A 22375-nucleotide genomic window follows, 5' to 3' on the forward strand; every position below is an offset into this window, starting at 1 on the left:
AAAAAATAAAATTTTATTCACTAATAAATAAAAAATTTCATTAATAGTATAAGAAAGAGGGTATATACGTGAAACAAAAAGTAGTAGAAAGATTTTTAAAATACGTATCATTTGATACAACATCTAATTCTCAATGTGAAAATTGTCCATCTTCAGAAGGGCAAAGGGTTTTAGCTAAGTATATAGTTGAAGAGCTAAAATCAATGGGTATTGATGATGTAAGTTTAGATGAAAATAGTTATATAATGGCTACTTTAAAAGGAAACACTGATGGTGTGGATACTATAGGATTCATATCACATTTAGATACAATTGAAGATGTTAGTGGAAAAGACATCAAACCAAGAATAATAGAAAACTATGACGGAAAAGATATAGTTTTAAATGAAGAATTAAATGTTGTTACGTATATAAGTGATTCTCCAGAATTAGAAGAATTTAAGGGAGATGATTTAATAGTTACTGATGGAACAACTTTACTTGGTTCTGATGATAAAGCTGGTATAGCTGAGATAGTAACTGCAATAGAATATCTAATAAATCATCCAGAAATTAAACATGGAGACATAAAAATAGGATTCACACCTGATGAAGAAATTGGTAGAGGTGCTGATTTATTTGATGTTGAAAAATTTGGAGCAAAATATGCATACACTTTGGATGGAGGAATAGTTGGCGAACTTGAGTGTGAAAACTTCAATGCAGCAAATGCAACTATCACTATACATGGTAGAAATGTTCATCCAGGGTCAGCTAAAAATAAAATGGTAAATGCTATACATATAGCTGCTGAAATATCAGAAATGTTTCCAGCAGATGAAAGACCAGAAACAACAGAGGGATATGAAGGTTTTTGGCATCTAAATTCTATAGGTGGAAATGTTGAAAATGTAAGTATGGCTTATATTATTAGAGACCATTGTAAAGAAAAGTTTGAACAGAGAAAGTCTATTATGATAGAAAATATAGAAAAAATAAATAAGAAATATGACAATAGAGTAGAATTAGACTTAAAAGACTCTTATTATAATATGAAAGAAAAAATTGAACCAGTTATGTTCATAGTTGATATAGCTAAAGATGCTATGGAGGAATTAGGTATAAAGCCACGTCTAGTTCCTGTAAGAGGTGGGACTGATGGAGCGAGATTATCTTTTAATGGATTACCTTGTCCAAATATATTTACTGGAGGATTAAACTTCCATGGTAAAAATGAATGTATACCAGTTAGTTCTATGGAGAAAGCGACTAAATTAATTATAAGAATAGCTGAAAAATATGCTGAAAGAGTTTAGTTAAAAAGTATTTAAAAACTAATCATTTAAAGTTATAATAGCTATATCATTCTTTATAAGTCAAACTGATTATAAGTTTGTATTGTATTTGAGATGATGTAGCTATTTTTATAATTATTTTTATAAAAGATAATTATTCTTAATTGTGGGTATCAATAAGAGGTATGGATATCAATAGGTATTAACTTTTAAAAAGGGGGAATTATATTGAAAATTAAATCTAAAAAAATAATAGCATTTGCACTTGTAGTGGGTATTATGATGCCTAGTTGTGTATATGCAGACACTAGTAGTAAAAATACAGAGAAAGGTGTAAATCATTATCTTCAAAACAGAAAATCTCCAAAAGGAGAAACGTTGATTGGTGAAGATAGATTTGATACAGCCATAAAAATATCTCAAAGTGGATGGAATAATGGTTCAGAGAGAGTGTTTCTAGTAAATTCAAATTCATTACCAGATGCATTGGCTTCAACTCCTTTAGCAAGTAAATTGGATGCGCCAATATTACTTACCAATAAAAACAGCATACCATATAATGTGGAAGATGAAATAAAAAGACTCAATCCAGAAGAAGTTATTTTAATTGGAAGTGAAGGAGCTATTTCATCAAGTGTAAAAGAATCTCTTGAAGATATGGGAGTGTTAGTAAGTCGTATTGGTGGAGCAGATAGAGAAGAGACTTCTTTACTTCTTACTAAGCAATTGGATGATACAGGGGATTTAGGTGTTTCAAAAGTAGCTGTAGTCAATGGATATAATGGTCTAGCAGATGCGACTTCAATATCAAGTCCAGCAGCAAGTGATAATGTGGCTATAATATACACAAGTAAAGATAGTATAGGAAGTGAAGCAAAGAGTTTTATTACACAAAACTCAAATGAGACATACATAGTAGGTGGAGAATATAGTATAAGTAAAAAACTTGAAGGGCAATTAGTAAATTCAGAAAGATTAGCTGGTACAGATAGAAAAGATACAAATGCCAAAGTATTAGAAAAGTTTTATGGAAAATTAAGTAAGGTTAATAATATGTATTTTGCAAAAGATGGAAGTGGAAGAGAAGCTGATTTAGTTGATGGACTTGCTGCTGGAGTATTAGCATCGAAGAGTAAATCACCTGTAATACTTGCAAGTGGCAGTTTAAGTAGTGCACAGAAAAATTTTATAAAAAAAGTAAAGGCTGATAAATTTGTACAAGTTGGTGGAGGTAAGAATAGTAAACCATATACAGAAGCATTAGCATTACAATAATATAGTAGATCCATAAGAATATATAAAAAAACAAGTAAACTAAGTTATATTTAATTTAGAATTTTAAGGTACTATCTTTTAAATTTCTAATTGAGATATAAATAGCGTAGTTTACTTGTTTTTTATTGTTAATTTAACAGATTAAGTTTGATTTATTTTTATTCAAAGTTTATTATTCATTAATATTTATTATATTTCCAGTATTGATGTCAACTAAGTTGATATCAAGTTCAAGTTCATCTTCATCATCAGTTTTTATAATATCTATAATTGCTACAGAATGGCTTCCATCTTTAGGGATAGAAGTACTTCCTGGATTTATAACTATTAAATTATCATCCATATATAGTTTCTTTACATGAGTATGTCCTAAAACTAATATGTCAGCACCCATTTTTTTTGCTTTATCAACGATTTCTTCCTCTGATTCTGTATAACCATGATTTAATATAATTCTAATTTCACCAAATTGGCTCATAACATAAGGACTTTGAATAGGATGTTCTATTACCATCTGGTCAACATCTGCATCACAGTTTCCTTTTACAATCACAATATTTTCTAACTTGTTTAATACTTCGATAAATTTTTTAGGATTGTATCCTTCTGGAATATCATTTCTAGGTCCATGATATAGGACATCTCCACCATGTAAGAGAATATCGCAATCAGACAATACATTTAATGCTTTTTCAAAGTAAAGCAAGCTACCATGAGTATCACTCATTATTCCTATTTTCATATTAAAAATCCTCCTAAGTGCAGTCTATAAAAATTTTTCAGATACTCTATGCCAAAATTCGTAATTTGACATTCTAAGTAATTTTATTTTTGCATCAGATATACTAATTTTTATATTTTCGATTTGTCTAAATCTGTGTTCAACTCCATCAACTACAATTAATACAGAATCTTCAAATCTGTATTCTGGTGCAATTTTTATAATAGATTCATTGGAACATATTATACTTGATGTAAAACACCTATATGCGTTGGTGTTTATGGGATGTAAAGGTGTAATCTGCATAAGTTCAAGATTTATATCAACGATACTACCTCCAGCAGAATAGTTATAGGCTGTTGAACCTGTGGAAGTAGAAATAATCATACCATCTCCACTAAAATTTTGTATATGTCTATTATCAAGGCTTAAATTTAGGTGTATAGTTCTAGACTTGTCCCCTCTTATAACAACCTCATTTACAGCAAGCATGTTAGAACCACTAGTAGTTGTATATACTTCAGCATTAAGAAGTGACATTTCTTGAATAATATAATCTTTTTTTAGATAAGCTTCAATAAAGTTATCGATTTTATCTGGTAAAATATCAGGAAAAAAACCTAGATGTCCTGTATTTATACCCATTATAGGAATTTCAGGAAAATCGAAATCTCTAACTGTCCTTAAAAAAGAGCCATCACCGCCAATTGATATAATGAGCTCTGTATCTGGATAAATATCTGAATACACTTCAAAGCCAGCATTGATAAGTTTTCTAGTTAAGAGTTCTTTAGTCTCAAGGGACTTATTTAATTGGTTTGTATTTATAGTTATAATTCTTTTCATATATTCACCTCTTCATACTTTGTATTATAACATAGTTTTATAATTCTTAATTTATAAATTTATAAATGACCTAGCTTGTTGTGAATGTGTTAAAATATGTATAGGCGGGTATAAAAAATACATAAGAGGTGAAGATGTGTTTGAAGTAAAGAATATCACAAAAAAATTAGGTAAATTCAAGTTGAATAATATAAACTTGGAGCTAAAAGAAGGGGATATTGTTGGAATTATAGGTCCAAATGGTTCAGGAAAGACGACTTTAATAAAAATTATAATGGGGATTATTGATGCAGATGAAGGTGAAATTAAACTTTGTAATGAAACTATTGACGATTCTCCAATAAGTTTTAAAAACAATATTGGTTTTGTATATGATTCTTTACAATTTTATCCACATTTAAAGGTTAAAGAATTTAGAAGAATAGTATCATTATTTTATAGTGATTTTGATAGAGAAAGATTTGATGAATATCTTAAAAAGTTTGAGATAGAAGAACATATGCATATTAAGAATTTGTCTAAAGGTCAATCTGAGAAACTTATGCTGTCAAATGCACTTAGTCATAATGCTAAATTATTGATTTTGGATGAACCAACTGCTGGAATAGACCCAATAGTAAGAACTGAAATAATGCAATACTTAAAAGATTTTGTAAAAAATGGAAACAGCAGTGTAATAATTTCCACTCACAACACTGATAATTTAATTAAGGTAGCTGATTATCTTGTCTTTATAAATAAAGGAAATCAGATTTTTACAGTTAAGAAAGAGTTAATAGAACAAGAATATAAAATAATTAGAGCAAATAAGGCAGAATTAGAAGCAATTAAAGAAAATATAGTTGGTGTGAAAGAGTATAAATATTACAATGAGGCACTTGTTAAAGTTGGAGATAGTTTAAAAATAAAAAGTTTGTTGGTAGAAATTGATAAACATAAGGTCAAAAATCCTACTATAGAAGAACTAATGTATTATTATGTAAATGAGGTGAAATAATGTTCAATTTAATAAGGAAGGATTTAATAATAGGAATTAGTTCAGATGGTATTCGCAATTTAAAGTACATAGTATTATTTTTTGTTTTTTATTTTTTCCTTAACTCAATTTCATATTACACAGTAAGCATTGTTGTAAGTTATTTGGTGTTTATAAATACATTTGAGTGTGATTATGAAAATGATTCAAGGATTTTTATAAGAAGTATGCCAGTTAGTATAGAAGATGTCGTCTATTCAAAATATTTACTGGGTGTGGGTTTGATAATTTCTGTGACAACATTTGTATCTTTAGTAAGTAAATTGACATCACTAGTATTTTTCAGAAATATGGTTTTAAATGATGTATTTTTCTCTGTAAATATATTTTTAGCAATCTTGGCAATTTTACTTCCTTTAATTTTTAAATTTGGATATGGCAAAATGAAAGTTTGTGGTCTAATGATAAGTATATTAATCTATTTTGTATATGGAGGTCTTTTGAAGACAATTAGCATGGTTGTATATCAGGTAAAGCATTTTAATTATAGCAAAATTGGAGGAGTGTATCTTTCAAATTATGTAACTGATATGGCTAATACTAAATATATAAACCTATATAGTATGACTTTTTTAACAATAATAATTTTTATAATATCGATGTATTTTTCTATTAGGATTTCAAAAAAGAATAAGTTTAATTATTAAAATTTTAATTAATATTATAGCACAATAGCACAAAATATAAGGAGACTAGAAATGAATAAGTTTATAAAGGTTTCATTTTTTATTTTGGGGATTTTTACACTATTCATAGCTATAAATAAATTAGTATATAGAGATATGGTAAGTGTCAAAGATTATGAAATAAATCATTTAGAGGAAATTGGTTTTGATTTTGATAGCAGAAGAAGTAGAGATATTGGTACTATTGTAAGATTTAAAATAAGCAATAATAGTAGATATAGCTATAGGTTAAGCAGTGCTAAAATGAAGTTTGAAAGCTGTGTAGAAAATAAAAAAGGAATAGATAAATGTTCTTCATATGTAAATATAGAGTTATCTAATGAGAAAAATTCTATAACTGAAAAAACTCTAAAGTATGGTATAAAACCAAATAATCAGGGTTATGTTGATTTTATAATTCCAAAAGGATTAAATTTTGATTATAGGTACTTTAGTCAGTCTGGGATGAGTGTCGAATATAGGGGAGAATATATTGTCGATATTCCAATGGCAAAAGGTTTATATCTAGTAGTTGGAAAAAATAATGATGTATGGAAAGCTACTATTATGGAATGATTTTAAAAAATTGAAAAATTAACCAATCATAGATATAATTAAGAATAATAAAAAATCTATAAACATTCAGAGTAGGAGGGGTATTTGATGTCAATAAGTAATGTAAGGGAGTATTTTAAAGGTTTTGGAAGAGAAGATAGTATATTGGAGTTTGAACAATCTAGTGCTACTGTAGAACTTGCAGCTGAAGCAGCAGGAGTTATTCCAGCAAGAATAGCTAAGACACTTTCATTTAAGATAGGTGATGATGCAATTTTGATTGTAACAGCTGGTGATGCTAAGATTGATAATAAAAAATATAAGGCTGAATTTAACTGTAAGGCAAAAATGTTAACACCAGAAGAAGTTTTAGAGTTTACTGGACATGCTATTGGTGGTGTTTGTCCATTTGGATTAAAAAATTCTCTAAAAGTGTACTTAGACGATTCAATGAAAAGATTTGATACAGTATTCCCTGCATGTGGAAGTAGTAATTCAGCAATAGAGCTTACATGTGAGGAAATGGATAAATTTTCTAATTGTGAAAAATGGGTAGACGTTTGTAAGAATTGGTAAAAAATATAGTAAACTATAGTAGAAATTAGTAAAAAACTATCTCTGTATACAATTTATACAGGGGTAGTTTTTTTGATGAAATATTTATAAATCTAGGAGGAAAATCTAATTTAAACTAATAATCCAAAATAAAGTTAAAAAATTCTGATTTTTCTTCAAAATTAAAAAAAAATGACAAAAAAATAGAAAAAATGTAGTAAATATTGTTAAAAAAATAATTAGAAATTATTGAAAAATTATCCTCTGAGTGATAGTATTATAGATGTAAGATATTTAAAAACAAAAAATAATCACAGAAAAATATGATTATTTAGCTCTATTAAAATAATTTTGATACGATAAAATTTTTTTTGTATACTGCTAAGAAGTAGATATATACACAATGTTTACTAACTAATATACCCTAAGATAAAAATCGTAAACAAATTATTTTGTCTATAACCATTGTGAAAGAAATCTTATTTTAGCTTGAAATTTCACAAAATTCCAAAAAGCGAGATTTTTTTTAAGTGTAGTTGATTTTAAATTAACAATTTATAATTAAATTAATGTCATAATTGGTTAGCATAATTACATATAAATATAGGGCGGACTTTAATTACGGTTATAAATTTCTCGACGTATATTCAAATACTTTATTATAGATGCTGCCGAGATTTTAATTAATAAATGAAAATAAAATATTTATAAAATACTGAGGAGGCTATTATGGATTTAAATTCTAAAAAATATCAGATGCTTAAAGAGCTATATGTAAGCTTCGCTGAAAATGAAGTTAAACCTTTAGCAACAGAACTTGATGAAGAAGAAAGATTTCCTTATGAAACAGTGGAAAAAATGGCAAAAGCAGGAATGTTAGGTATACCATATCCAAAAGAGTATGGTGGAGAAGGTGGAGACACTGTAGGATATATAATGGCAGTTGAAGAATTGTCTAGAGTTTGTGGTACTACAGGAGTTATCTTATCAGCTCATACATCTCTTGGTTCTTGGCCTATATATCAATATGGAAACGAAGAACAAAAACAAAAATTCTTAAAGCCATTAGCAAGTGGAGAAAAATTAGGAGCTTTTGGTCTTACTGAACCTAATGCTGGTACAGATGCATCTGGACAACAAACAACTGCTGTTTTAGATGGAGATGAATACATACTTAATGGCTCAAAAATATTTATAACAAATGCAATAGCTGGTGACATATATGTAGTAATGGCAATGACTGATAAATCTAAAGGTAATAGAGGAATATCAGCATTTATAGTTGAAAAAGGAACTCCTGGATTTAGCTTTGGGGTTAAAGAAAAGAAAATGGGTATAAGAGGTTCAGCTACTAGTGAATTAATATTTGAAGATTGTAGAATACCTAAAGAAAATTTACTTGGAAAAGAAGGACAAGGATTTAAAATAGCAATGTCTACTCTTGATGGTGGTAGAATTGGTATAGCAGCACAAGCTTTAGGTTTAGCACAAGGAGCTCTTGATGAAACAGTTAAATATGTAAAAGAAAGAGTACAATTTGGTAGACCACTATCAAAATTCCAAAATACACAATTCCAATTAGCTGATATGGAAGTTAAAATACAAGCGGCTAGACATCTTGTATATCAAGCAGCTATAAACAAAGATGAAGGAAAACCTTATGGAGTAGAAGCAGCAATGGCAAAACTATTTGCAGCTGAAACAGCTATGGAAGTTACTACAAAAGCTGTACAACTTCATGGTGGATATGGATACACTCGTGACTATCCAGTAGAAAGAATGATGAGAGATGCTAAGATAACTGAAATATATGAAGGAACTAGTGAAGTTCAAAGAATGGTTATTTCAGGAAAATTATTAAAATAGATAAATATTAAAATATACACAATAGGTCGATATTAAAATAGATATGGAGGAAGGATTTATGAATATAGTCGTTTGTATAAAACAAGTTCCAGATACAACAGAAGTTAAACTAGATCCTAATACAGGTACTTTAATTAGAGATGGAGTACCAAGTATAATAAACCCTGATGATAAAGCAGGTCTAGAGGAAGCTATAAAATTAAAAGAAGAAATGGGTGCTAATGTAACTGTTATAACAATGGGACCTCCTCAAGCAGATATGGCTTTAAAAGAAGCTTTAGCAATGGGTGCAGATAGAGGAATATTATTAACAGATAGAGCATTTGCAGGTGCTGATACTTGGGCGACTTCATCAGCATTAGCAGGAGCATTAAAAAATATAGATTTTGATATTATAATAGCTGGAAGACAGGCTATAGATGGAGATACTGCACAAGTTGGTCCTCAAATAGCTGAACATTTAAAACTTCCATCAATAACATATGCTGAAGAAATAAAAACTGAAGGTGAATATGTATTAGTAAAAAGACAATTTGAAGATTGTTGTCATGACTTAAAAGTTAAAATGCCATGCCTTATAACAACTCTTAAAGATATGAACACACCAAGATACATGAAGGTTGGAAGAATATACGATGCATTTGAAAATGATGTAGTAGAAACTTGGACTGTAAAAGATATAGAAGTTGACCCTACTAATTTAGGTCTTAAAGGTTCTCCAACTAGTGTATTTAAATCATTTACAAAATCAGTTAAACCAGCTGGTACAATATACAATGAAGATGCAAAAACATCAGCTGGAATTGTAATAGATAAATTAAAAGAGAAGTTTATCATATAATTTAAGGGGGGATAAAGAATGGGTAACGTTTTAGTAGTAATAGAACAAAGAGAAAATGTAATTCAAACCGTTTCTTTAGAATTGCTAGGAAAGGCTACAGAAATAGCAAAAGATTATGATACAAAAGTTTCTGCATTACTTTTAGGAAGTAAAGTAGAAGGTTTAATAGATACATTAGCACATTATGGAGCAGATGAAGTAATTGTAGTTGATGATGAAGCTTTAGCATTGTATACAACTGAACCATATACAAAGGCAGCTTATGAAGCAATAAAAGCAGCTGACCCAATAGTTGTATTATTTGGAGCAACTTCAATAGGTAGAGATTTAGCTCCTAGAGTATCTGCTAGAATACATACAGGACTTACTGCTGACTGTACAGGACTTGCAGTAGCTGAGGATACAAAATTATTATTAATGACAAGACCTGCTTTTGGTGGAAATATAATGGCAACAATAGTTTGTAAAGACTTTAGACCTCAAATGTCTACAGTTAGACCAGGTGTTATGAAGAAAAATGAAATTGATGAAACTAAAGAGGCTGTAATTAATCGTTTTAAAGTAGAATTTACTGAAGCTGACAAATTAGTTCAAGTTGTAGAAGTAATCAAAGAAGCTAAAAAACAAGTTAAAATAGAAGATGCTAAGATATTAGTTTCTGCTGGACGTGGAATGGGTGGAAAAGAAAACTTAGATATACTTTATGAATTAGCTGAAATCATAGGTGGAGAAGTTTCTGGTTCTCGTGCCACTATAGATGCAGGATGGTTAGACAAAGCAAGACAAGTTGGTCAAACTGGTAAAACTGTAAGACCAGACCTTTATATAGCTTGTGGTATATCTGGAGCAATACAGCATATAGCTGGTATGGAAGATGCTGAGTTTATAGTTGCTATAAATAAAAATCCAGAAGCCCCAATATTTAAGTATGCTGATGTTGGTATAGTTGGAGACGTTCATAAAGTACTTCCAGAACTTATCAGTCAGTTAAGTGTTGCAAAAGAAAAAGGTGAAGTTTTAGCTAACTAATTTCTTGGGGAGGGTATTATGAGTACAAGTGATGTTAAAGTTTATGAGAATGTAGCTGTTGAAGTAGATGGAAATATATGTACAGTGAAAATGAATAGACCTAAAGCCCTTAATGCAATAAATTCAAAAACTTTAGAAGAACTTTATGAAGTATTTGTAGATATTAATAATGATGAAACTATTGATGTTGTAATATTGACAGGGGAAGGAAAAGCATTTGTAGCTGGAGCAGATATTGCATATATGAAAGATTTAGATGCTGTAGCTGCTAAAGATTTTAGTAGCTTAGGAGCCAAAGCTTTTGGAGAAATAGAAAATAGTAAAAAAGTAGTAATAGCTGCTGTAAATGGATTTGCTTTAGGTGGAGGATGCGAGCTTGCAATGTCATGTGATATAAGAATTGCATCTGCTAAAGCTAAATTTGGGCAACCAGAGGTAACTCTTGGAATAACTCCAGGATATGGTGGAACTCAAAGACTTACAAGACTGGTTGGAATGGCAAAAGCAAAAGAATTAATCTTTACAGGTCAAGTTATAAAAGCTGATGAAGCTGAAAAAATAGGGCTAGTAAATAGAGTTGTTGAGCCAGAAGTTTTAATGGAAGAGGTTGAGAAATTAGCTAAGATAATAGCTAAAAATGCTCAGCTTGCAGTTAGATACTCTAAAGAAGCAATACAACTTGGTGCTCAAACTGATATAAATACTGGAATAGATATAGAATCTAATTTATTTGGTCTTTGTTTTTCAACTAAAGACCAAAAAGAAGGAATGTCAGCTTTTGTTGAAAAAAGAGAAGCTAACTTTATAAAAGGGTAAAAAATCTAATTAAAAATATATTTGCTGTTAACTAGATTGAATCAATATTTTAATCTAGTTAGCAGAATATAAATACTAAAATAACAGGAGGTTATAACTATGAAATTAGCTGTAATAGGTAGTGGAACTATGGGAAGTGGTATTGTACAAACTTTTGCAAGTTGTGGTCATGATGTATGTTTAAAGAGTAGAACTCAAGGTGCTATAGATAAATGTTTAGGTTTATTAGATAAAAATTTAACTAAGTTAGTTACTAAAGGAAAAATGGATGAAGCTACAAAAGCAGAGATATTAAGTCATGTTAGTTCAACTACTAACTATGAAGACTTAAAAGATATGGATTTAATAATAGAAGCATCTGTAGAAGATATGAACATAAAGAAAGATGTTTTCAAATTATTAGATGAATTATGTAAAGAAGACACTATTTTAGCAACAAATACTTCATCATTATCTATAACAGAAATAGCTTCTTCTACTACTAGACCAGATAAAGTTATAGGAATGCATTTCTTCAATCCAGTTCCTATGATGAAATTAGTTGAGGTTATAAGCGGACAGTTAACATCAAAAGTTACTTTTGATACAGTATTTGAATTATCTAAGAGTATCAATAAAGTACCAGTAGATGTATCTGAATCTCCTGGATTTGTAGTAAACAGAATACTTATACCTATGATAAATGAAGCTGTTGGTATATATGCAGATGGCGTTGCAAGTAAAGAAGAAATAGATGAAGCTATGAAATTAGGAGCAAACCATCCAATGGGACCATTAGCATTAGGTGATTTAATAGGATTAGACGTTGTTTTAGCTATAATGAACGTTCTATATACTGAATTTGGAGATACTAAATATAGACCTCATCCACTTTTAGCTAAAATGGTTAGAGCTAATCAATTAGGAAGAAAAACTAAGATAGGATTCTATGATTACAATAAATAAAAATTTAGAAATTTAAATAGTATTGTTTAAAAAACAATTTCGATAATCTGATAAAAATCTAATTTTACGGGGGTAATGAATATGAGAGAAGTAGTAATTGCCAGTGCAGCTAGAACAGCAGTAGGAAGTTTCGGAGGAGCATTTAAATCAGTTTCAGCAGTAGATTTAGGAATAACAGCGGCTAAAGAAGCTATAAAAAGAGCTAATATAACTCCAGATATGATAGATGAATCACTTTTAGGAGGAGTACTTACAGCAGGTCTTGGACAAAATGTAGCAAGACAAATAGCATTAGGTGCAGGAATACCAGTAGAAAAACCAGCTATGACTATAAATATAGTTTGTGGTTCTGGATTAAGATCTGTTTCAATGGCATCTCAACTTATAGCATTAGGTGATGCTGATATAATGCTAGTTGGTGGAGCTGAAAACATGAGTATGTCTCCTTATTTAGTACCAAGTGCTAGATACGGTGCAAGAATGGGTGATGCTGCTTTTGTTGATTCAATGATAAAAGATGGATTATCAGACATATTCAATAACTACCACATGGGTATTACTGCTGAAAATATAGCAGAGCAATGGAATATCACTAGAGAAGAGCAAGATGAACTAGCTCTTGCAAGCCAAAATAAAGCTGAAAAAGCTCAAGTTGAAGGAAAATTTGACGAAGAAATAGTTCCAGTTGTTATAAAAGGTAGAAAAGGTGACACTATAGTAGATAAAGATGAATATATAAAAGCTGGTACTACAATAGAAAAACTTGCTAAATTAAGACCAGCATTTAAGAAAGATGGAACAGTTACTGCTGGTAACGCATCAGGAATCAATGATGGTGCTGCTATGTTAGTAGTAATGGCTAAGGAAAAAGCTGAAGAATTAGGAATAGAGCCTCTTGCTACTATAGTTTCTTATGGAACAGCTGGTGTTGACCCTAAGATAATGGGATATGGACCAGTTCCAGCAACTAAAAAAGCTTTAGAAGCTGCTAATATGACTATAGAAGACATAGATTTAGTTGAAGCTAATGAGGCATTTGCTGCTCAATCTATAGCTGTAGTAAAAGATTTAAATATAGATATGGCTAAAGTTAATGTTAATGGTGGAGCAATAGCTATAGGGCATCCAATAGGTTGTTCAGGAGCAAGAATACTTACTACACTTCTATATGAAATGAAGAGAAGAGATGCTAAAACTGGTTTAGCTACACTTTGTATAGGTGGTGGAATGGGAACTACTCTAATAGTTAAAAGATAGTTCTAGATTATAATTTAAAAAAATTAAATATTCAACTATGAATGTAACCTGTAAGAGTAACTATTTGTTATTCTTACAGGTTTTTATAGTTAAAAATAATTATTATCTATTAAACAAAAATAGTGTAAAATATATAATATCATGATTTTGAAGATATAAAAGAAAGTAGGTAAAGGCTTGTTTAAAAAAGAAAATCAAAGATATAATATAATATCATATACAAATGAGGAAGAAATGACTTTAAAAGAAGTTTTATTGGACAAACTAAATTTTTCGGTTAGGTCATTATCAAAAATGAAGAGAGAAAAGAGTGTTTTAGTAAATGGGGTATATAAAAAGCCAAGTATAAAAGTATATTGTGGTGATTTAATAGAGGTAAAAATAGAAGAAGAAAAAGCTAGATTTGAACCTCAAGATTTAAATTTACAAATAATATATGATGATTTTGATATAATCATGGTAAATAAACCTCCATTTATGGTAGTTCATCCAACCAAAAGTCACTATGATAAAACAATAGCAAATGGTATTAGTTACTATATAGATAGTAAGAAAGAAAATGTAAAAATACGATTTGTAAACAGGTTGGATATGAATACCTCAGGACTCGTTATAGTAGCGAAAAATGCTTATGCACATCATACTTTGTCTATAGCAATGAGTGAAAATAAAGTTAAAAAAACGTATATAACAGTAGTTGATGGAATTATAGAAGAAGATGAGGGAACTATAAATGAGCCAATCTATAGACAGACAGAGGATTCAATAAAGAGAGTAATAGATGAAAGAGGACAGGCATCTGTTACTCATTATAAAGTGATAGAAAGATTAAAAAATGCAACTGTACTAGAAGTAAGTTTAGAGACTGGCAGAACACATCAAATAAGGGTGCACATGGCTCATATAGGGCATGGAATAATAGGTGATGAGTTATATGGTTGTGTAGATGAAAAACTTATAGATAGGCAAGCACTTCATGCTTATGAGTTGGAGTTTGAGCAACCAAGGACAAAAGAAAAATTGAAATTTAAAGCAGATATACCAAAGGATATGAAAGAGTTAATATCGAAATTAAGATAATGGGGTGATATATATGATAATACATAAATTTATAATACACGTTTTGGACAAAAATAGTGATGTTCCAATATTAAATGACTTTGAAGGTAAAGTTAACCAAGAAGTGGATGGCTTTTTTCAAAAATCTATAAAAAGAATTGCAAAGGATGAGGATTTAAGAAAAGGTATTTTTAAAGATTATAATGATAATCTAATTAAGAACTGTTGTGAACAAATAATATATGATGAAAGTTCTTTTTTAAAAAACTCTAAAGAGATTGCATCTTACTTGTTTGATGTTATGAAAATTAATGCTGCACTAGAATCTTGTGATTTAGCAATCTGTTTATATACTATTAAGGATGAAAAGAGTGTAGCTATATTAAAATTAGACTATAAAAAGTTATATACTCATTCAATTGAATTTGTAGATGATAAATTTAATATTCAAATGGTTTCAAATGAAATTGGTATTCCAGAGACTCTAAGACAAAAGCAAGGAGCGTTGATTAGTCTAAGTGGAATAAATGATGAGTTTCATCTAAGACTTTTAGATAAAGATGCAGAAAAAGAAGGTTCAGAATCAAAATTTGTGACAGAATTTTTAAATGCTAAAAAAATCGATGATGATAAGTATAAGACAAAAGTATTTAAAAACACAGCTGAAAATTGGATAACAAATGCTCTTAGTAATGATATAAAACAGGCAGAAGATGTAAGAAGTATATTAAATTATACATTAAAGGAAAAACATGAGGTTGATATAAATGACTTTGTTGATAATTCAATTAAGGATGATGAGTTAAAGGATAGTTTCAAAGAACATATGGAGGAAAAAGGTCTTGATGAAGGTTTTAGTATAGATAAAAAATGGGTTGAGAAAAAGCTTAAAAAAAGAAGTATAAAAACAGATAATGGATTTGATATAAAAGGAAACTTAACTGATTTTGAAGACCCAATGAAATATACTGTAAAACAAAATCAAGATGGAACCATAGATATAGTAATAAAGAATGTAACATTTTATGAAGAAAAGTAACTTTAATTTGAGTAATTTATATATGAAAATTGAATATTTTCTATAATTGTAAATAAACGTAATATAGTCTGTGTAAACTTCGATATAAATTATTATATAGAAGTTTACACAGACTATTTATATTTGTAGACAAAACAATACTATTTGTTTTCTTCGATATATTTACATATATCACCAATACATTTAAAATTCTCAGCTTCTTCGTCTGGTATTTCTATTCCAAATTCGTCTTCAAGGGCCATTATAATTTCAACAGCATCTAGTGAATCAGCTTCTAAGTCATCCATTAAAGATGCTTCCATAGTTATCTCATCTAAATTGTCTACCCCTAATTGTTCTGCTATTATTTCTTTTATTTTTTCAAACATTTTAAGCCTCCTAAAGCAGTTTTAATTAATTTTAATGTTAGTTTAATATAATATCGAGAATTTTTCAATACGGAATCCATAAAAAATAATAAAATTTTATAAAGGTAGTAATAAAGTCTTATTTGGTGAATAAACTTTATTGATAACAAATATAACTTAGGAGGAAATGCTATGAAATATGTAGGACTATTACTAGCATCAGTAGGAATGTTTTTACTTGTAGCAGTAAATTTTTATTATAATTCAATAACTTTAGATATGCAACGTATAGAGGATTATGTAATGGAGACAAATTTAATACTTGAAGATGTGGCTGAAAAAGATAGTTATGTATCTAATGAAAAAGAAGATTACATATCAAGATTAATGCATGTAAAGAAAGGGATAGAAAACTCAAAAACATCATTCTTGATAGAAAGATATAAAGAATACAAAGTAAAATCAATAGAGAGTTTAATTTATACTATATCAGAAGAGAAAAAAGATTATCTAGATGAAGTTGATAGATACAATAAACTTGGTGAAAAAGAAATAAATAAACTAATCAATAAAAATTTTTTAGAAGTAACTTATCTGTCTATTACTACATATATTTAATTAAAGAGACAGAACTTAGTCTCTTAATGATTCAAGGAGGATTAGTTATGACAAAATTAGAAGACAATATGGAACGTTTCTTTGGAGGATGCGAAGGATTTTTTGGTAATAAAATGTTGATAATAATAGTTATAGTATTCTTATTATTATGTACAGACATTTTAGAAGACTTATTATGCGATGACAATATATGGATATGGGTTATACTAATAGTATTGTTGTTATTTAACTTCGATGATGGTTGTTGTTGCTAAAAAATATTGATTATTAAATAGGCAAAGCCAGTAACTTATACAAGTTATGGTTTTGCCTTTTTTAGTTTAGATTACAAATTTAATACTTCATTATAAATAAAATACTCTGTAAAGTGCTTGTTTACCATACTTATAGTCTGTATGAATGTACAAACTTTACTTTTTTAGGATAAGAAAAAATTAAAAAATAATAAAAATACATTAGCAAAATGGAAACCAAATGCATAGTATATGTTAGGAGCGAAAAGCTCAACAAAATATCAACAGGAGGTAACGTGGAATGTTAGATAGATTCTTTGGAGAAGAAGGATGTTTTGGTGGAGGAGGATGGTGGATAATAGTACTATTCTTCCTATTTTTAGCTTTTGGAGATAGCTGGGCAGAATTTGACATAATGTCATGGATACCATTCCTAATAGTTTTATTAATACTTTGCTGCTGTGGTGGATGCTTAGAGTAAAGATAGTAGTTACTAAAAAAAGGAGGGCTTTGTTATGTTAGATAGATTTTTTGGAGAAGAAGGATGTTTTGGTGGAGGAGGATGGTGGATAATAGTACTATTCTTCCTATTCTTAGCTTTTGAAGATTGTTGGAGAGATATAGACATAATGTCATGGATACCATTCTTAATACTATTATTAATAACTTGTTCATGTGGTGGATTCTTTGAAGGTGATGGAGGCTGCGGTTGCTAGGATTAAACCGTTGCAATGTAAAAATGCTGGTATTTTATACCAGCATTTTTTTATTTTGTTTTTTAATATGATTTAAATTAATAATGAATATTATTAAATTTGTTGAATATAGGGTATAATATAAAATATAATGTATTTAAATGTACTTGCTTTTATGGTAAAATAAAAACTTATATAAATATAGTTAAAATAGGGACCTTCACAAATTGGGTTCAGTTTTAGATAAATTTAGTAAAATAAGGAGGATGAAGATGAAAGGTAATATAACGATAAAAGATGTTGCTAAACAAGCAGGCGTGTCAATATCTACAGTATCTAGAGTTATAAATGATTCAAAACCTGTGACTGATGAAGTCAAACAAAAAGTTTTAGAAGTTATAAAAGAAACAGGATATATACCAAATCCGCTTGCAAGAAGTTTAGTAACTAAGAAGAGTCAATTAATAGGGGTAATAGTTCCAGAAGTTTCAGATTCTTTTGTTAATGAGATATTAAATGGGATAGAGGAAGTTGCTAAAATGTATGACTATGATATTCTTTTAGCTAATACATACTCTGATAAAGAACAAGAACTTAAGAGTATAAATCTATTGAGAGCAAAACAAGTGGAAGGTATAGTTATGATTTCATGGGTAGTTGAACAAGAACACATCAACTATATACAAAATTGTGGTATACCAGCAACATATATAAGTAAAACTGCTAGAAATTATGATATATATACAGTAAGTACTAGTAATAAAGAGGCTACTTTTGATATGACAGAACATCTTATAAAGAAAGGTCATGAAAAGATAGCTTTTATAATGACAAGTAAAGATGATACTGTTTTAGAGATGGAGAGACTTTCAGGTTATGAGAAAGCACTTTCAAATAACAACATAGAATTAAACCAGAGTTTAATTAAATATGGTGGAACTGATTATGAAAGTGGATACAATAGTATGAAAGAATTATTAGATGATGGAATAATACCTCATGCAGCTTTTGTAACAGGTGATGAGGCCGCTATAGGTGCTATAAACGCCATCTGTGATGCTGGATATAAGGTTCCAGAAGATATATCAGTTGCAGGATTTAATGATGTTAAGATAGCTAAAATGTATAGACCTAAACTTACTACAGTATATCAACCTTTATATGATATGGGAGCAGTAGCAATAAGAATGGTTATAAAATTAATAAACAAAGAAATAATTGAAAATAAGAAAATAGAATTACCTTACAGAATTGTTGATAGAGAAAGTGTTATAGAAAGAAAAAAATAAAACCATTAAAATCAATCAGGTAGTGCCTTAAGCACTACCTGATTTTTTATGTCAATAATATCAAATTTAAGAATAGTTCAGTTGAAAAAATAATTGTCATGAATATCTAAATAATTTATTTTTATTTATTCATGAGGATTGGACTTCTTAGTTTTTTTAAATAAACCTTTAGATTTTTTTTGTTGACCATTTGGTGTATTTTTTGGTGCAGGGGAACTTGGTTTACCTTTAGTAGGTTTAGTTTTCTTACTTTTAACTGTTTTAGTATCTCTTTGAGTTTCTGCATCTGAGATTTTTTCCATTATATTATCTAATTTTTTGCGTTGATTTTCATCTAAAAATGCTTTGAATTTTGATACTACTTCATCTCTTCCATCCAAGTTTTTACCTATTTTTATAAGTTCCTCCATAAGTTCATTTTCTGATTTTCCTTTGTAATTATCAGCAATCTTTTCTATCTTATCCTTATCAATATTTTTTTGTTTAGCCATTTTTTCTAATGACTCTGTATCTAATTTTTTCATAAAAAAACCCCTTTCTATAAATATATATTGAATTATATTCATACTATTTATATATAGAAATAATATTGAAGTGGTGAATTGTGAGTGATATATAATATAAATAAAAATTCTTATAGATAATATATATGCACTGAGCTTTAAAAATGGAACATTAAAATATGAAAAACATACTTTAATATAGGGCAATTATATAATATAAGGGGGAATTGTCTTGAATAATTTACTATTTTTGATTGGAGTGATTGCATTGAGTAATGGTAATATCTCTATATTTGATGATAAAAATAAATCAAAAGGAAATAATAGAGTTAGAAAAAACAAAAAAAATGCAAATGATAAACTTTCACAGTCTACACATGGAAATTTGAGGTTTGATGCAAATGATATAAAAAGAGGCTTAAGGCTTATGGATTTAAGTGAAGAAGATTTAGAAATGGGAATGGAAATAATAACAAGAACTAAAAAATACATGTCAAGAGATGAAAGGAAAATACTAATAAAAATAGAGAGTGTTTTAGACTTGGTTAGAGGTATAAAAAAATTAAATAATATAGATGTAGTAGATTCGGAAGATGAAACAGACTTTTTCAGAAAAATGGATAGTGACGATAAAAAGAATATGATGATAAAAGAAATTATAGATGTATTCCCAGAAAAAAGAAAAAATTCGGTTGAGAAAGCTATAGGAATGAAAAAGAAAATAGATTTATTTGCAGAATTGTTTTTGCCAGATGACTTTGGAGAAGGTGGATTCAGTCTAAGTTCTTTGGCAAATATAAATAATCTTGGTAGCATGAATAATCTTAAATTATTGGGAAGTCTTTTAAGAGGTGATGATAGTAATAATGATGATGATGATGAAGATAATAATGAAGAATTAGATTATGAAGAAGAGCTAACAGATGAGAATGAAATATATAATGGTGAAGAAGAATCAATGGAAGAAGAGGAAATATACTATGAAAATGTCGAAAACGATGAAGATATAGTTTATGATGAAGAATTATACAATGTAAATGAGCAAAAATCTGAACATAATTATAATGAAAAAAATACTAAAAATAGAACTAAGAGAAAGAGATAATTTAACTAACTACATAAAGAGAAAAGGAAGAAAAAGTAATACTAGAATAAGTTTATCTTAATTACTATATAAAACCACTTTAAAAAATTCGAAATTTATTATATAATAATAGTATGAAATCCTGAAACATACGATAAGGCTTTTTTAAATTCAACCTACAAATGAAATACGGGAGACCGTGTCTAGTAAATTATAACATGCCTGTTTAGTTTGGACGTTAAAGGTTACTGGCAAGTCACCCACCTGGGAGTGCCTAGGGTGTGAATTTACTTAGCCACCGGTGTTTCGGGACAAAAAAAGTGCTACTATTTCAAATAGTAGTACTTTTTTTATTAAAATGCATTTTTCTACTAAATATATCTAATTATTGATAAATTTAAAAAGCGAAGTAACAATTAAGTTTATAAGAGCATAGTATTAATTAGGCTTCAAAAAGCCGAGACTTAATTAGAATAGCTTACAGGGAGGGCAATGAAAAATGCAAGATTATAAAAAAAATAAAAGAAGAATGATAAATCAGCCAATGCCTACAATTAGTGAAGAAGAAGTGTATACAGAGGAAATGAATTCAGAAGATATGAGAGGATTTAAAAAATCACATCATCATAATAATGGATGTAATAATGATAATAAGTGTGAATGTCATGATGATTGCAAACCTAATCCATGCAATCCATGCAAACCTAACCCATGCAAACCTAATCCATGTGATCCATGTAAACCTAATCCATGTGATGACAATTGTGGATGCCATGACAATTGTAAATGTGATTGTGAACCATGTCAAATGGATTCAGATGAATGTTTTGAAAACAAATGTGGACCAAATTGCTGCAATCCTATATCACCAAGAAACTTCTCTGTATCAAATGCAGTGCCATTTGCAATAGAGGCTAATAGAATATTTGATACTATGCAATTCCAAACATTTACAGATGCAACTGGACCAAATGGAGAACCATTAACTTTTGAAACAGAAGTAGTAGAAGTATTTGGTTCAGTTCCAAGTGCAGGTCAAGCAAGTGTAACTATAGAAAAAATATGCTTAAGTAATGATGGAATAGTTATAGACACAGGAATGACAACTTTAGAAGATTTCGATTTAGATCCATTAGGAGATATAGTAGGAAGAAATTGTGAAACAACTTTTGAATTTGCAGTATGTGGAGAAAGAAACGCTGAATGTTGTAGACAAGGAAAAGGCAAATCAGTAGCTTATAAACAAAGAGGATTAACTGTAGCAGTTCGTAATTTAGTATTAGAGCTAAGAGGTAGATGTGGATGTACAGAATTCGTTGCATTAGCTTTCCCAGCAGTCAGAGCAGGAGGTGGATGTAAGAGAAGAGTTGATTATGTAGAATTTACTTTTAACACACTTTCAGCACCAATATGCTTACCAGCTGACGGAAGAGCTGTTACTTTAAGACAAGAATATCAAACTAACTTAACTGTAGATTGTATAGGAAAATCTATATTAAAATTAGAATGTAACGAATGTTGTGAACCTTTCTATGAATTAATAATACCAAATGATATAGATTTAGTACTTTGCTTACAAGAAACAGTTAGCACATTAATAAGTGAACAAATAGTAGTTTTAGCATCACCAAATCCAATCGAACCAAGACTTGTTGATACTTTCTCTAAAGTATGTGATTTTTCGCAATGTGGACCTAATCACGGAAGTGGTAAGCCTAGTTGCCACAGATAGATAGGTAGATATATAGACAGTTTAAATTATAAATAAAAATCATCTAAGGAAGGCTACCAATGTAAATTATTTACTTTGGTAGCCTTCACGTTTTT

The 22375-nt window shown here is 29.2% G+C and carries 25 protein-coding genes and 1 other RNA gene; 22 read left to right on the plus strand and 4 right to left on the minus strand.

Annotated features, from left to right (window positions below):
- Window positions 1–68 precede the first annotated feature (68 nt).
- Window positions 69–1295, plus strand: a complete 1227-nt coding sequence (gene pepT / locus ACTG44_RS05570) for a peptidase T (RefSeq protein WP_021383813.1) — start codon at window positions 69–71, stop codon at window positions 1293–1295.
- Between the two features lie 207 nt (window positions 1296–1502).
- Window positions 1503–2549, plus strand: coding sequence for a cell wall-binding repeat-containing protein (locus tag ACTG44_RS05575; protein ID WP_021383877.1), 1047 nt, complete (start codon window positions 1503–1505; stop codon window positions 2547–2549).
- Window positions 2550–2721: 172 nt separating this feature from the next.
- Here the strand turns inward: ACTG44_RS05575 and yfcE are convergent, their stop codons facing one another.
- A complete protein-coding gene (yfcE, locus tag ACTG44_RS05580; protein ID WP_021383861.1) occupies window positions 2722–3291 on the minus strand; it encodes a phosphodiesterase in 570 nt (189 codons plus the stop codon).
- A gap of 24 nt (window positions 3292–3315) precedes the next feature.
- Window positions 3316–4116: an NAD(+)/NADH kinase gene (locus ACTG44_RS05585; RefSeq protein WP_021383844.1), complete on the minus strand. Its 801-nt coding sequence runs from the start codon at window positions 4114–4116 to the stop codon at window positions 3316–3318.
- A 136-nt stretch (window positions 4117–4252) separates the two neighbouring features.
- Here ACTG44_RS05585 and ACTG44_RS05590 point away from each other — a divergent pair, with 136 nt between their 5' ends.
- The 12 genes from ACTG44_RS05590 (at window position 4253) to ACTG44_RS05645 (ending at window position 15779) form a co-directional block, all read left to right on the plus strand.
- Complete coding sequence (locus tag ACTG44_RS05590) at window positions 4253–5113, plus strand: ABC transporter ATP-binding protein (RefSeq protein WP_021383895.1); 861 nt, start codon at window positions 4253–4255, stop codon at window positions 5111–5113.
- Window positions 5113–5799 (plus strand): ABC-2 transporter permease, encoded by a 687-nt coding sequence (locus tag ACTG44_RS05595; protein ID WP_021383894.1) that lies wholly within the window; start codon window positions 5113–5115, stop codon window positions 5797–5799. The genes ACTG44_RS05590 and ACTG44_RS05595 overlap by 1 nt, the downstream gene beginning before the upstream one ends.
- 51 nt (window positions 5800–5850) lie before the next feature.
- Window positions 5851–6393, plus strand: a complete 543-nt coding sequence (locus tag ACTG44_RS05600) for a hypothetical protein (RefSeq protein WP_021383911.1) — start codon at window positions 5851–5853, stop codon at window positions 6391–6393.
- 87 nt (window positions 6394–6480) lie between these two features.
- The gene (locus ACTG44_RS05605; RefSeq protein WP_021383817.1) at window positions 6481–6948 is read left to right on the plus strand and encodes a YbaK/EbsC family protein; all 468 of its coding nucleotides are present in this window, start codon (window positions 6481–6483) and stop codon (window positions 6946–6948) included.
- Window positions 6949–7656: 708 nt separating this feature from the next.
- Entirely contained in the window at window positions 7657–8793 is a 1137-nt protein-coding gene (locus tag ACTG44_RS05610; RefSeq protein ID WP_021383893.1) for an acyl-CoA dehydrogenase, read from the plus strand.
- 58 nt (window positions 8794–8851) lie between these two features.
- Window positions 8852–9634 carry an electron transfer flavoprotein subunit beta/FixA family protein gene (locus ACTG44_RS05615; RefSeq protein ID WP_021383832.1) on the plus strand — a complete coding sequence of 261 codons (783 nt, stop codon included), beginning with the start codon at window positions 8852–8854 and terminating at the stop codon, window positions 9632–9634.
- 18 nt (window positions 9635–9652) lie between these two features.
- Entirely contained in the window at window positions 9653–10663 is a 1011-nt protein-coding gene (locus tag ACTG44_RS05620) for an electron transfer flavoprotein subunit alpha/FixB family protein (protein WP_021383864.1), read from the plus strand.
- A gap of 18 nt (window positions 10664–10681) precedes the next feature.
- Window positions 10682–11479 (plus strand): enoyl-CoA hydratase-related protein, encoded by a 798-nt coding sequence (locus ACTG44_RS05625; protein WP_021383809.1) that lies wholly within the window; start codon window positions 10682–10684, stop codon window positions 11477–11479.
- A 99-nt stretch (window positions 11480–11578) separates the two neighbouring features.
- Window positions 11579–12424, plus strand: a complete 846-nt coding sequence (locus ACTG44_RS05630; protein WP_021383883.1) for a 3-hydroxybutyryl-CoA dehydrogenase — start codon at window positions 11579–11581, stop codon at window positions 12422–12424.
- A gap of 81 nt (window positions 12425–12505) precedes the next feature.
- Window positions 12506–13681: an acetyl-CoA C-acetyltransferase gene (locus ACTG44_RS05635; protein ID WP_479919990.1), complete on the plus strand. Its 1176-nt coding sequence runs from the start codon at window positions 12506–12508 to the stop codon at window positions 13679–13681.
- Between the two features lie 177 nt (window positions 13682–13858).
- The gene (locus tag ACTG44_RS05640) at window positions 13859–14761 is read left to right on the plus strand and encodes an RluA family pseudouridine synthase (RefSeq protein ID WP_479921447.1); all 903 of its coding nucleotides are present in this window, start codon (window positions 13859–13861) and stop codon (window positions 14759–14761) included.
- A gap of 13 nt (window positions 14762–14774) precedes the next feature.
- Window positions 14775–15779: a nucleoid-associated protein gene (locus ACTG44_RS05645; RefSeq protein ID WP_021383820.1), complete on the plus strand. Its 1005-nt coding sequence runs from the start codon at window positions 14775–14777 to the stop codon at window positions 15777–15779.
- A 140-nt stretch (window positions 15780–15919) separates the two neighbouring features.
- Here ACTG44_RS05645 and acpP read toward each other — a convergent pair whose 3' ends face one another.
- Window positions 15920–16147 carry an acyl carrier protein gene (gene acpP, locus ACTG44_RS05650; RefSeq protein ID WP_003418905.1) on the minus strand — a complete coding sequence of 76 codons (228 nt, stop codon included), beginning with the start codon at window positions 16145–16147 and terminating at the stop codon, window positions 15920–15922.
- Window positions 16148–16318: 171 nt separating this feature from the next.
- Here acpP and ACTG44_RS05655 point away from each other — a divergent pair, with 171 nt between their 5' ends.
- The 5 genes from ACTG44_RS05655 to ccpA all read left to right on the plus strand — a co-directional run bounded on the left by ACTG44_RS05655 (window position 16319) and on the right by ccpA (window position 18961).
- Window positions 16319–16744, plus strand: coding sequence for a hypothetical protein (locus ACTG44_RS05655; protein WP_021383900.1), 426 nt, complete (start codon window positions 16319–16321; stop codon window positions 16742–16744).
- Between the two features lie 47 nt (window positions 16745–16791).
- Window positions 16792–16998: a hypothetical protein gene (locus tag ACTG44_RS05660; RefSeq protein ID WP_009888870.1), complete on the plus strand. Its 207-nt coding sequence runs from the start codon at window positions 16792–16794 to the stop codon at window positions 16996–16998.
- Between the two features lie 280 nt (window positions 16999–17278).
- Window positions 17279–17458 (plus strand): hypothetical protein, encoded by a 180-nt coding sequence (locus ACTG44_RS05665; RefSeq protein WP_021383870.1) that lies wholly within the window; start codon window positions 17279–17281, stop codon window positions 17456–17458.
- Window positions 17459–17492: 34 nt separating this feature from the next.
- The gene (locus tag ACTG44_RS05670; protein WP_021383905.1) at window positions 17493–17693 is read left to right on the plus strand and encodes a hypothetical protein; all 201 of its coding nucleotides are present in this window, start codon (window positions 17493–17495) and stop codon (window positions 17691–17693) included.
- Between the two features lie 245 nt (window positions 17694–17938).
- Window positions 17939–18961: a LacI family transcriptional regulator CcpA gene (gene ccpA / locus ACTG44_RS05675; protein WP_044212986.1), complete on the plus strand. Its 1023-nt coding sequence runs from the start codon at window positions 17939–17941 to the stop codon at window positions 18959–18961.
- Between the two features lie 125 nt (window positions 18962–19086).
- On the opposite strand, the gene ACTG44_RS05680 is transcribed toward ccpA, so the two are convergent.
- Window positions 19087–19485, minus strand: coding sequence for a hypothetical protein (locus tag ACTG44_RS05680; protein ID WP_479921448.1), 399 nt, complete (start codon window positions 19483–19485; stop codon window positions 19087–19089).
- A 211-nt stretch (window positions 19486–19696) separates the two neighbouring features.
- Here ACTG44_RS05680 and ACTG44_RS05685 point away from each other — a divergent pair, with 211 nt between their 5' ends.
- The 3 genes from ACTG44_RS05685 (at window position 19697) to ACTG44_RS05695 (ending at window position 22280) form a co-directional block, all read left to right on the plus strand.
- Window positions 19697–20569, plus strand: a complete 873-nt coding sequence (locus ACTG44_RS05685; protein WP_479921449.1) for a hypothetical protein — start codon at window positions 19697–19699, stop codon at window positions 20567–20569.
- A gap of 115 nt (window positions 20570–20684) precedes the next feature.
- A non-coding RNA gene (gene ssrS, locus ACTG44_RS05690) (6S RNA) lies at window positions 20685–20865 on the plus strand.
- A gap of 182 nt (window positions 20866–21047) precedes the next feature.
- The gene (locus ACTG44_RS05695; protein ID WP_021383829.1) at window positions 21048–22280 is read left to right on the plus strand and encodes an exosporium morphogenetic protein CdeC; all 1233 of its coding nucleotides are present in this window, start codon (window positions 21048–21050) and stop codon (window positions 22278–22280) included.
- Window positions 22281–22375 lie beyond the last annotated feature (95 nt).

It is taken from the genome of Clostridioides sp. LIBA-2809 (assembly GCF_056688965.1).

What these genes read in the sequence shown, in the direction of transcription:
- yfcE (WP_021383861.1), bottom strand. Translation starts at nt 3,291, where the DNA reads ATGAAAATAGGAATAATGAGTGATACTCATGGTAGCTTGCTTTACTTT.
- ACTG44_RS05585 (WP_021383844.1), bottom strand. Translation starts at nt 4,116, where the DNA reads ATGAAAAGAATTATAACTATAAATACAAACCAATTAAATAAGTCCCTT.
- ACTG44_RS05595 (WP_021383894.1), top strand. Translation starts at nt 5,113, where the DNA reads ATGTTCAATTTAATAAGGAAGGATTTAATAATAGGAATTAGTTCAGAT.
- ACTG44_RS05600 (WP_021383911.1), top strand. Translation starts at nt 5,851, where the DNA reads ATGAATAAGTTTATAAAGGTTTCATTTTTTATTTTGGGGATTTTTACA.
- ACTG44_RS05605 (WP_021383817.1), top strand. Translation starts at nt 6,481, where the DNA reads ATGTCAATAAGTAATGTAAGGGAGTATTTTAAAGGTTTTGGAAGAGAA.
- ACTG44_RS05610 (WP_021383893.1), top strand. Translation starts at nt 7,657, where the DNA reads ATGGATTTAAATTCTAAAAAATATCAGATGCTTAAAGAGCTATATGTA.
- ACTG44_RS05615 (WP_021383832.1), top strand. Translation starts at nt 8,852, where the DNA reads ATGAATATAGTCGTTTGTATAAAACAAGTTCCAGATACAACAGAAGTT.
- ACTG44_RS05620 (WP_021383864.1), top strand. Translation starts at nt 9,653, where the DNA reads ATGGGTAACGTTTTAGTAGTAATAGAACAAAGAGAAAATGTAATTCAA.
- ACTG44_RS05625 (WP_021383809.1), top strand. Translation starts at nt 10,682, where the DNA reads ATGAGTACAAGTGATGTTAAAGTTTATGAGAATGTAGCTGTTGAAGTA.
- ACTG44_RS05630 (WP_021383883.1), top strand. Translation starts at nt 11,579, where the DNA reads ATGAAATTAGCTGTAATAGGTAGTGGAACTATGGGAAGTGGTATTGTA.
- ACTG44_RS05635 (WP_479919990.1), top strand. Translation starts at nt 12,506, where the DNA reads ATGAGAGAAGTAGTAATTGCCAGTGCAGCTAGAACAGCAGTAGGAAGT.
- ACTG44_RS05645 (WP_021383820.1), top strand. Translation starts at nt 14,775, where the DNA reads ATGATAATACATAAATTTATAATACACGTTTTGGACAAAAATAGTGAT.
- acpP (WP_003418905.1), bottom strand. Translation starts at nt 16,147, where the DNA reads ATGTTTGAAAAAATAAAAGAAATAATAGCAGAACAATTAGGGGTAGAC.
- ACTG44_RS05655 (WP_021383900.1), top strand. Translation starts at nt 16,319, where the DNA reads ATGAAATATGTAGGACTATTACTAGCATCAGTAGGAATGTTTTTACTT.
- ACTG44_RS05660 (WP_009888870.1), top strand. Translation starts at nt 16,792, where the DNA reads ATGACAAAATTAGAAGACAATATGGAACGTTTCTTTGGAGGATGCGAA.
- ACTG44_RS05665 (WP_021383870.1), top strand. Translation starts at nt 17,279, where the DNA reads ATGTTAGATAGATTCTTTGGAGAAGAAGGATGTTTTGGTGGAGGAGGA.
- ACTG44_RS05670 (WP_021383905.1), top strand. Translation starts at nt 17,493, where the DNA reads ATGTTAGATAGATTTTTTGGAGAAGAAGGATGTTTTGGTGGAGGAGGA.
- ccpA (WP_044212986.1), top strand. Translation starts at nt 17,939, where the DNA reads ATGAAGATGAAAGGTAATATAACGATAAAAGATGTTGCTAAACAAGCA.
- ACTG44_RS05680 (WP_479921448.1), bottom strand. Translation starts at nt 19,485, where the DNA reads ATGAAAAAATTAGATACAGAGTCATTAGAAAAAATGGCTAAACAAAAA.
- ACTG44_RS05695 (WP_021383829.1), top strand. Translation starts at nt 21,048, where the DNA reads ATGCAAGATTATAAAAAAAATAAAAGAAGAATGATAAATCAGCCAATG.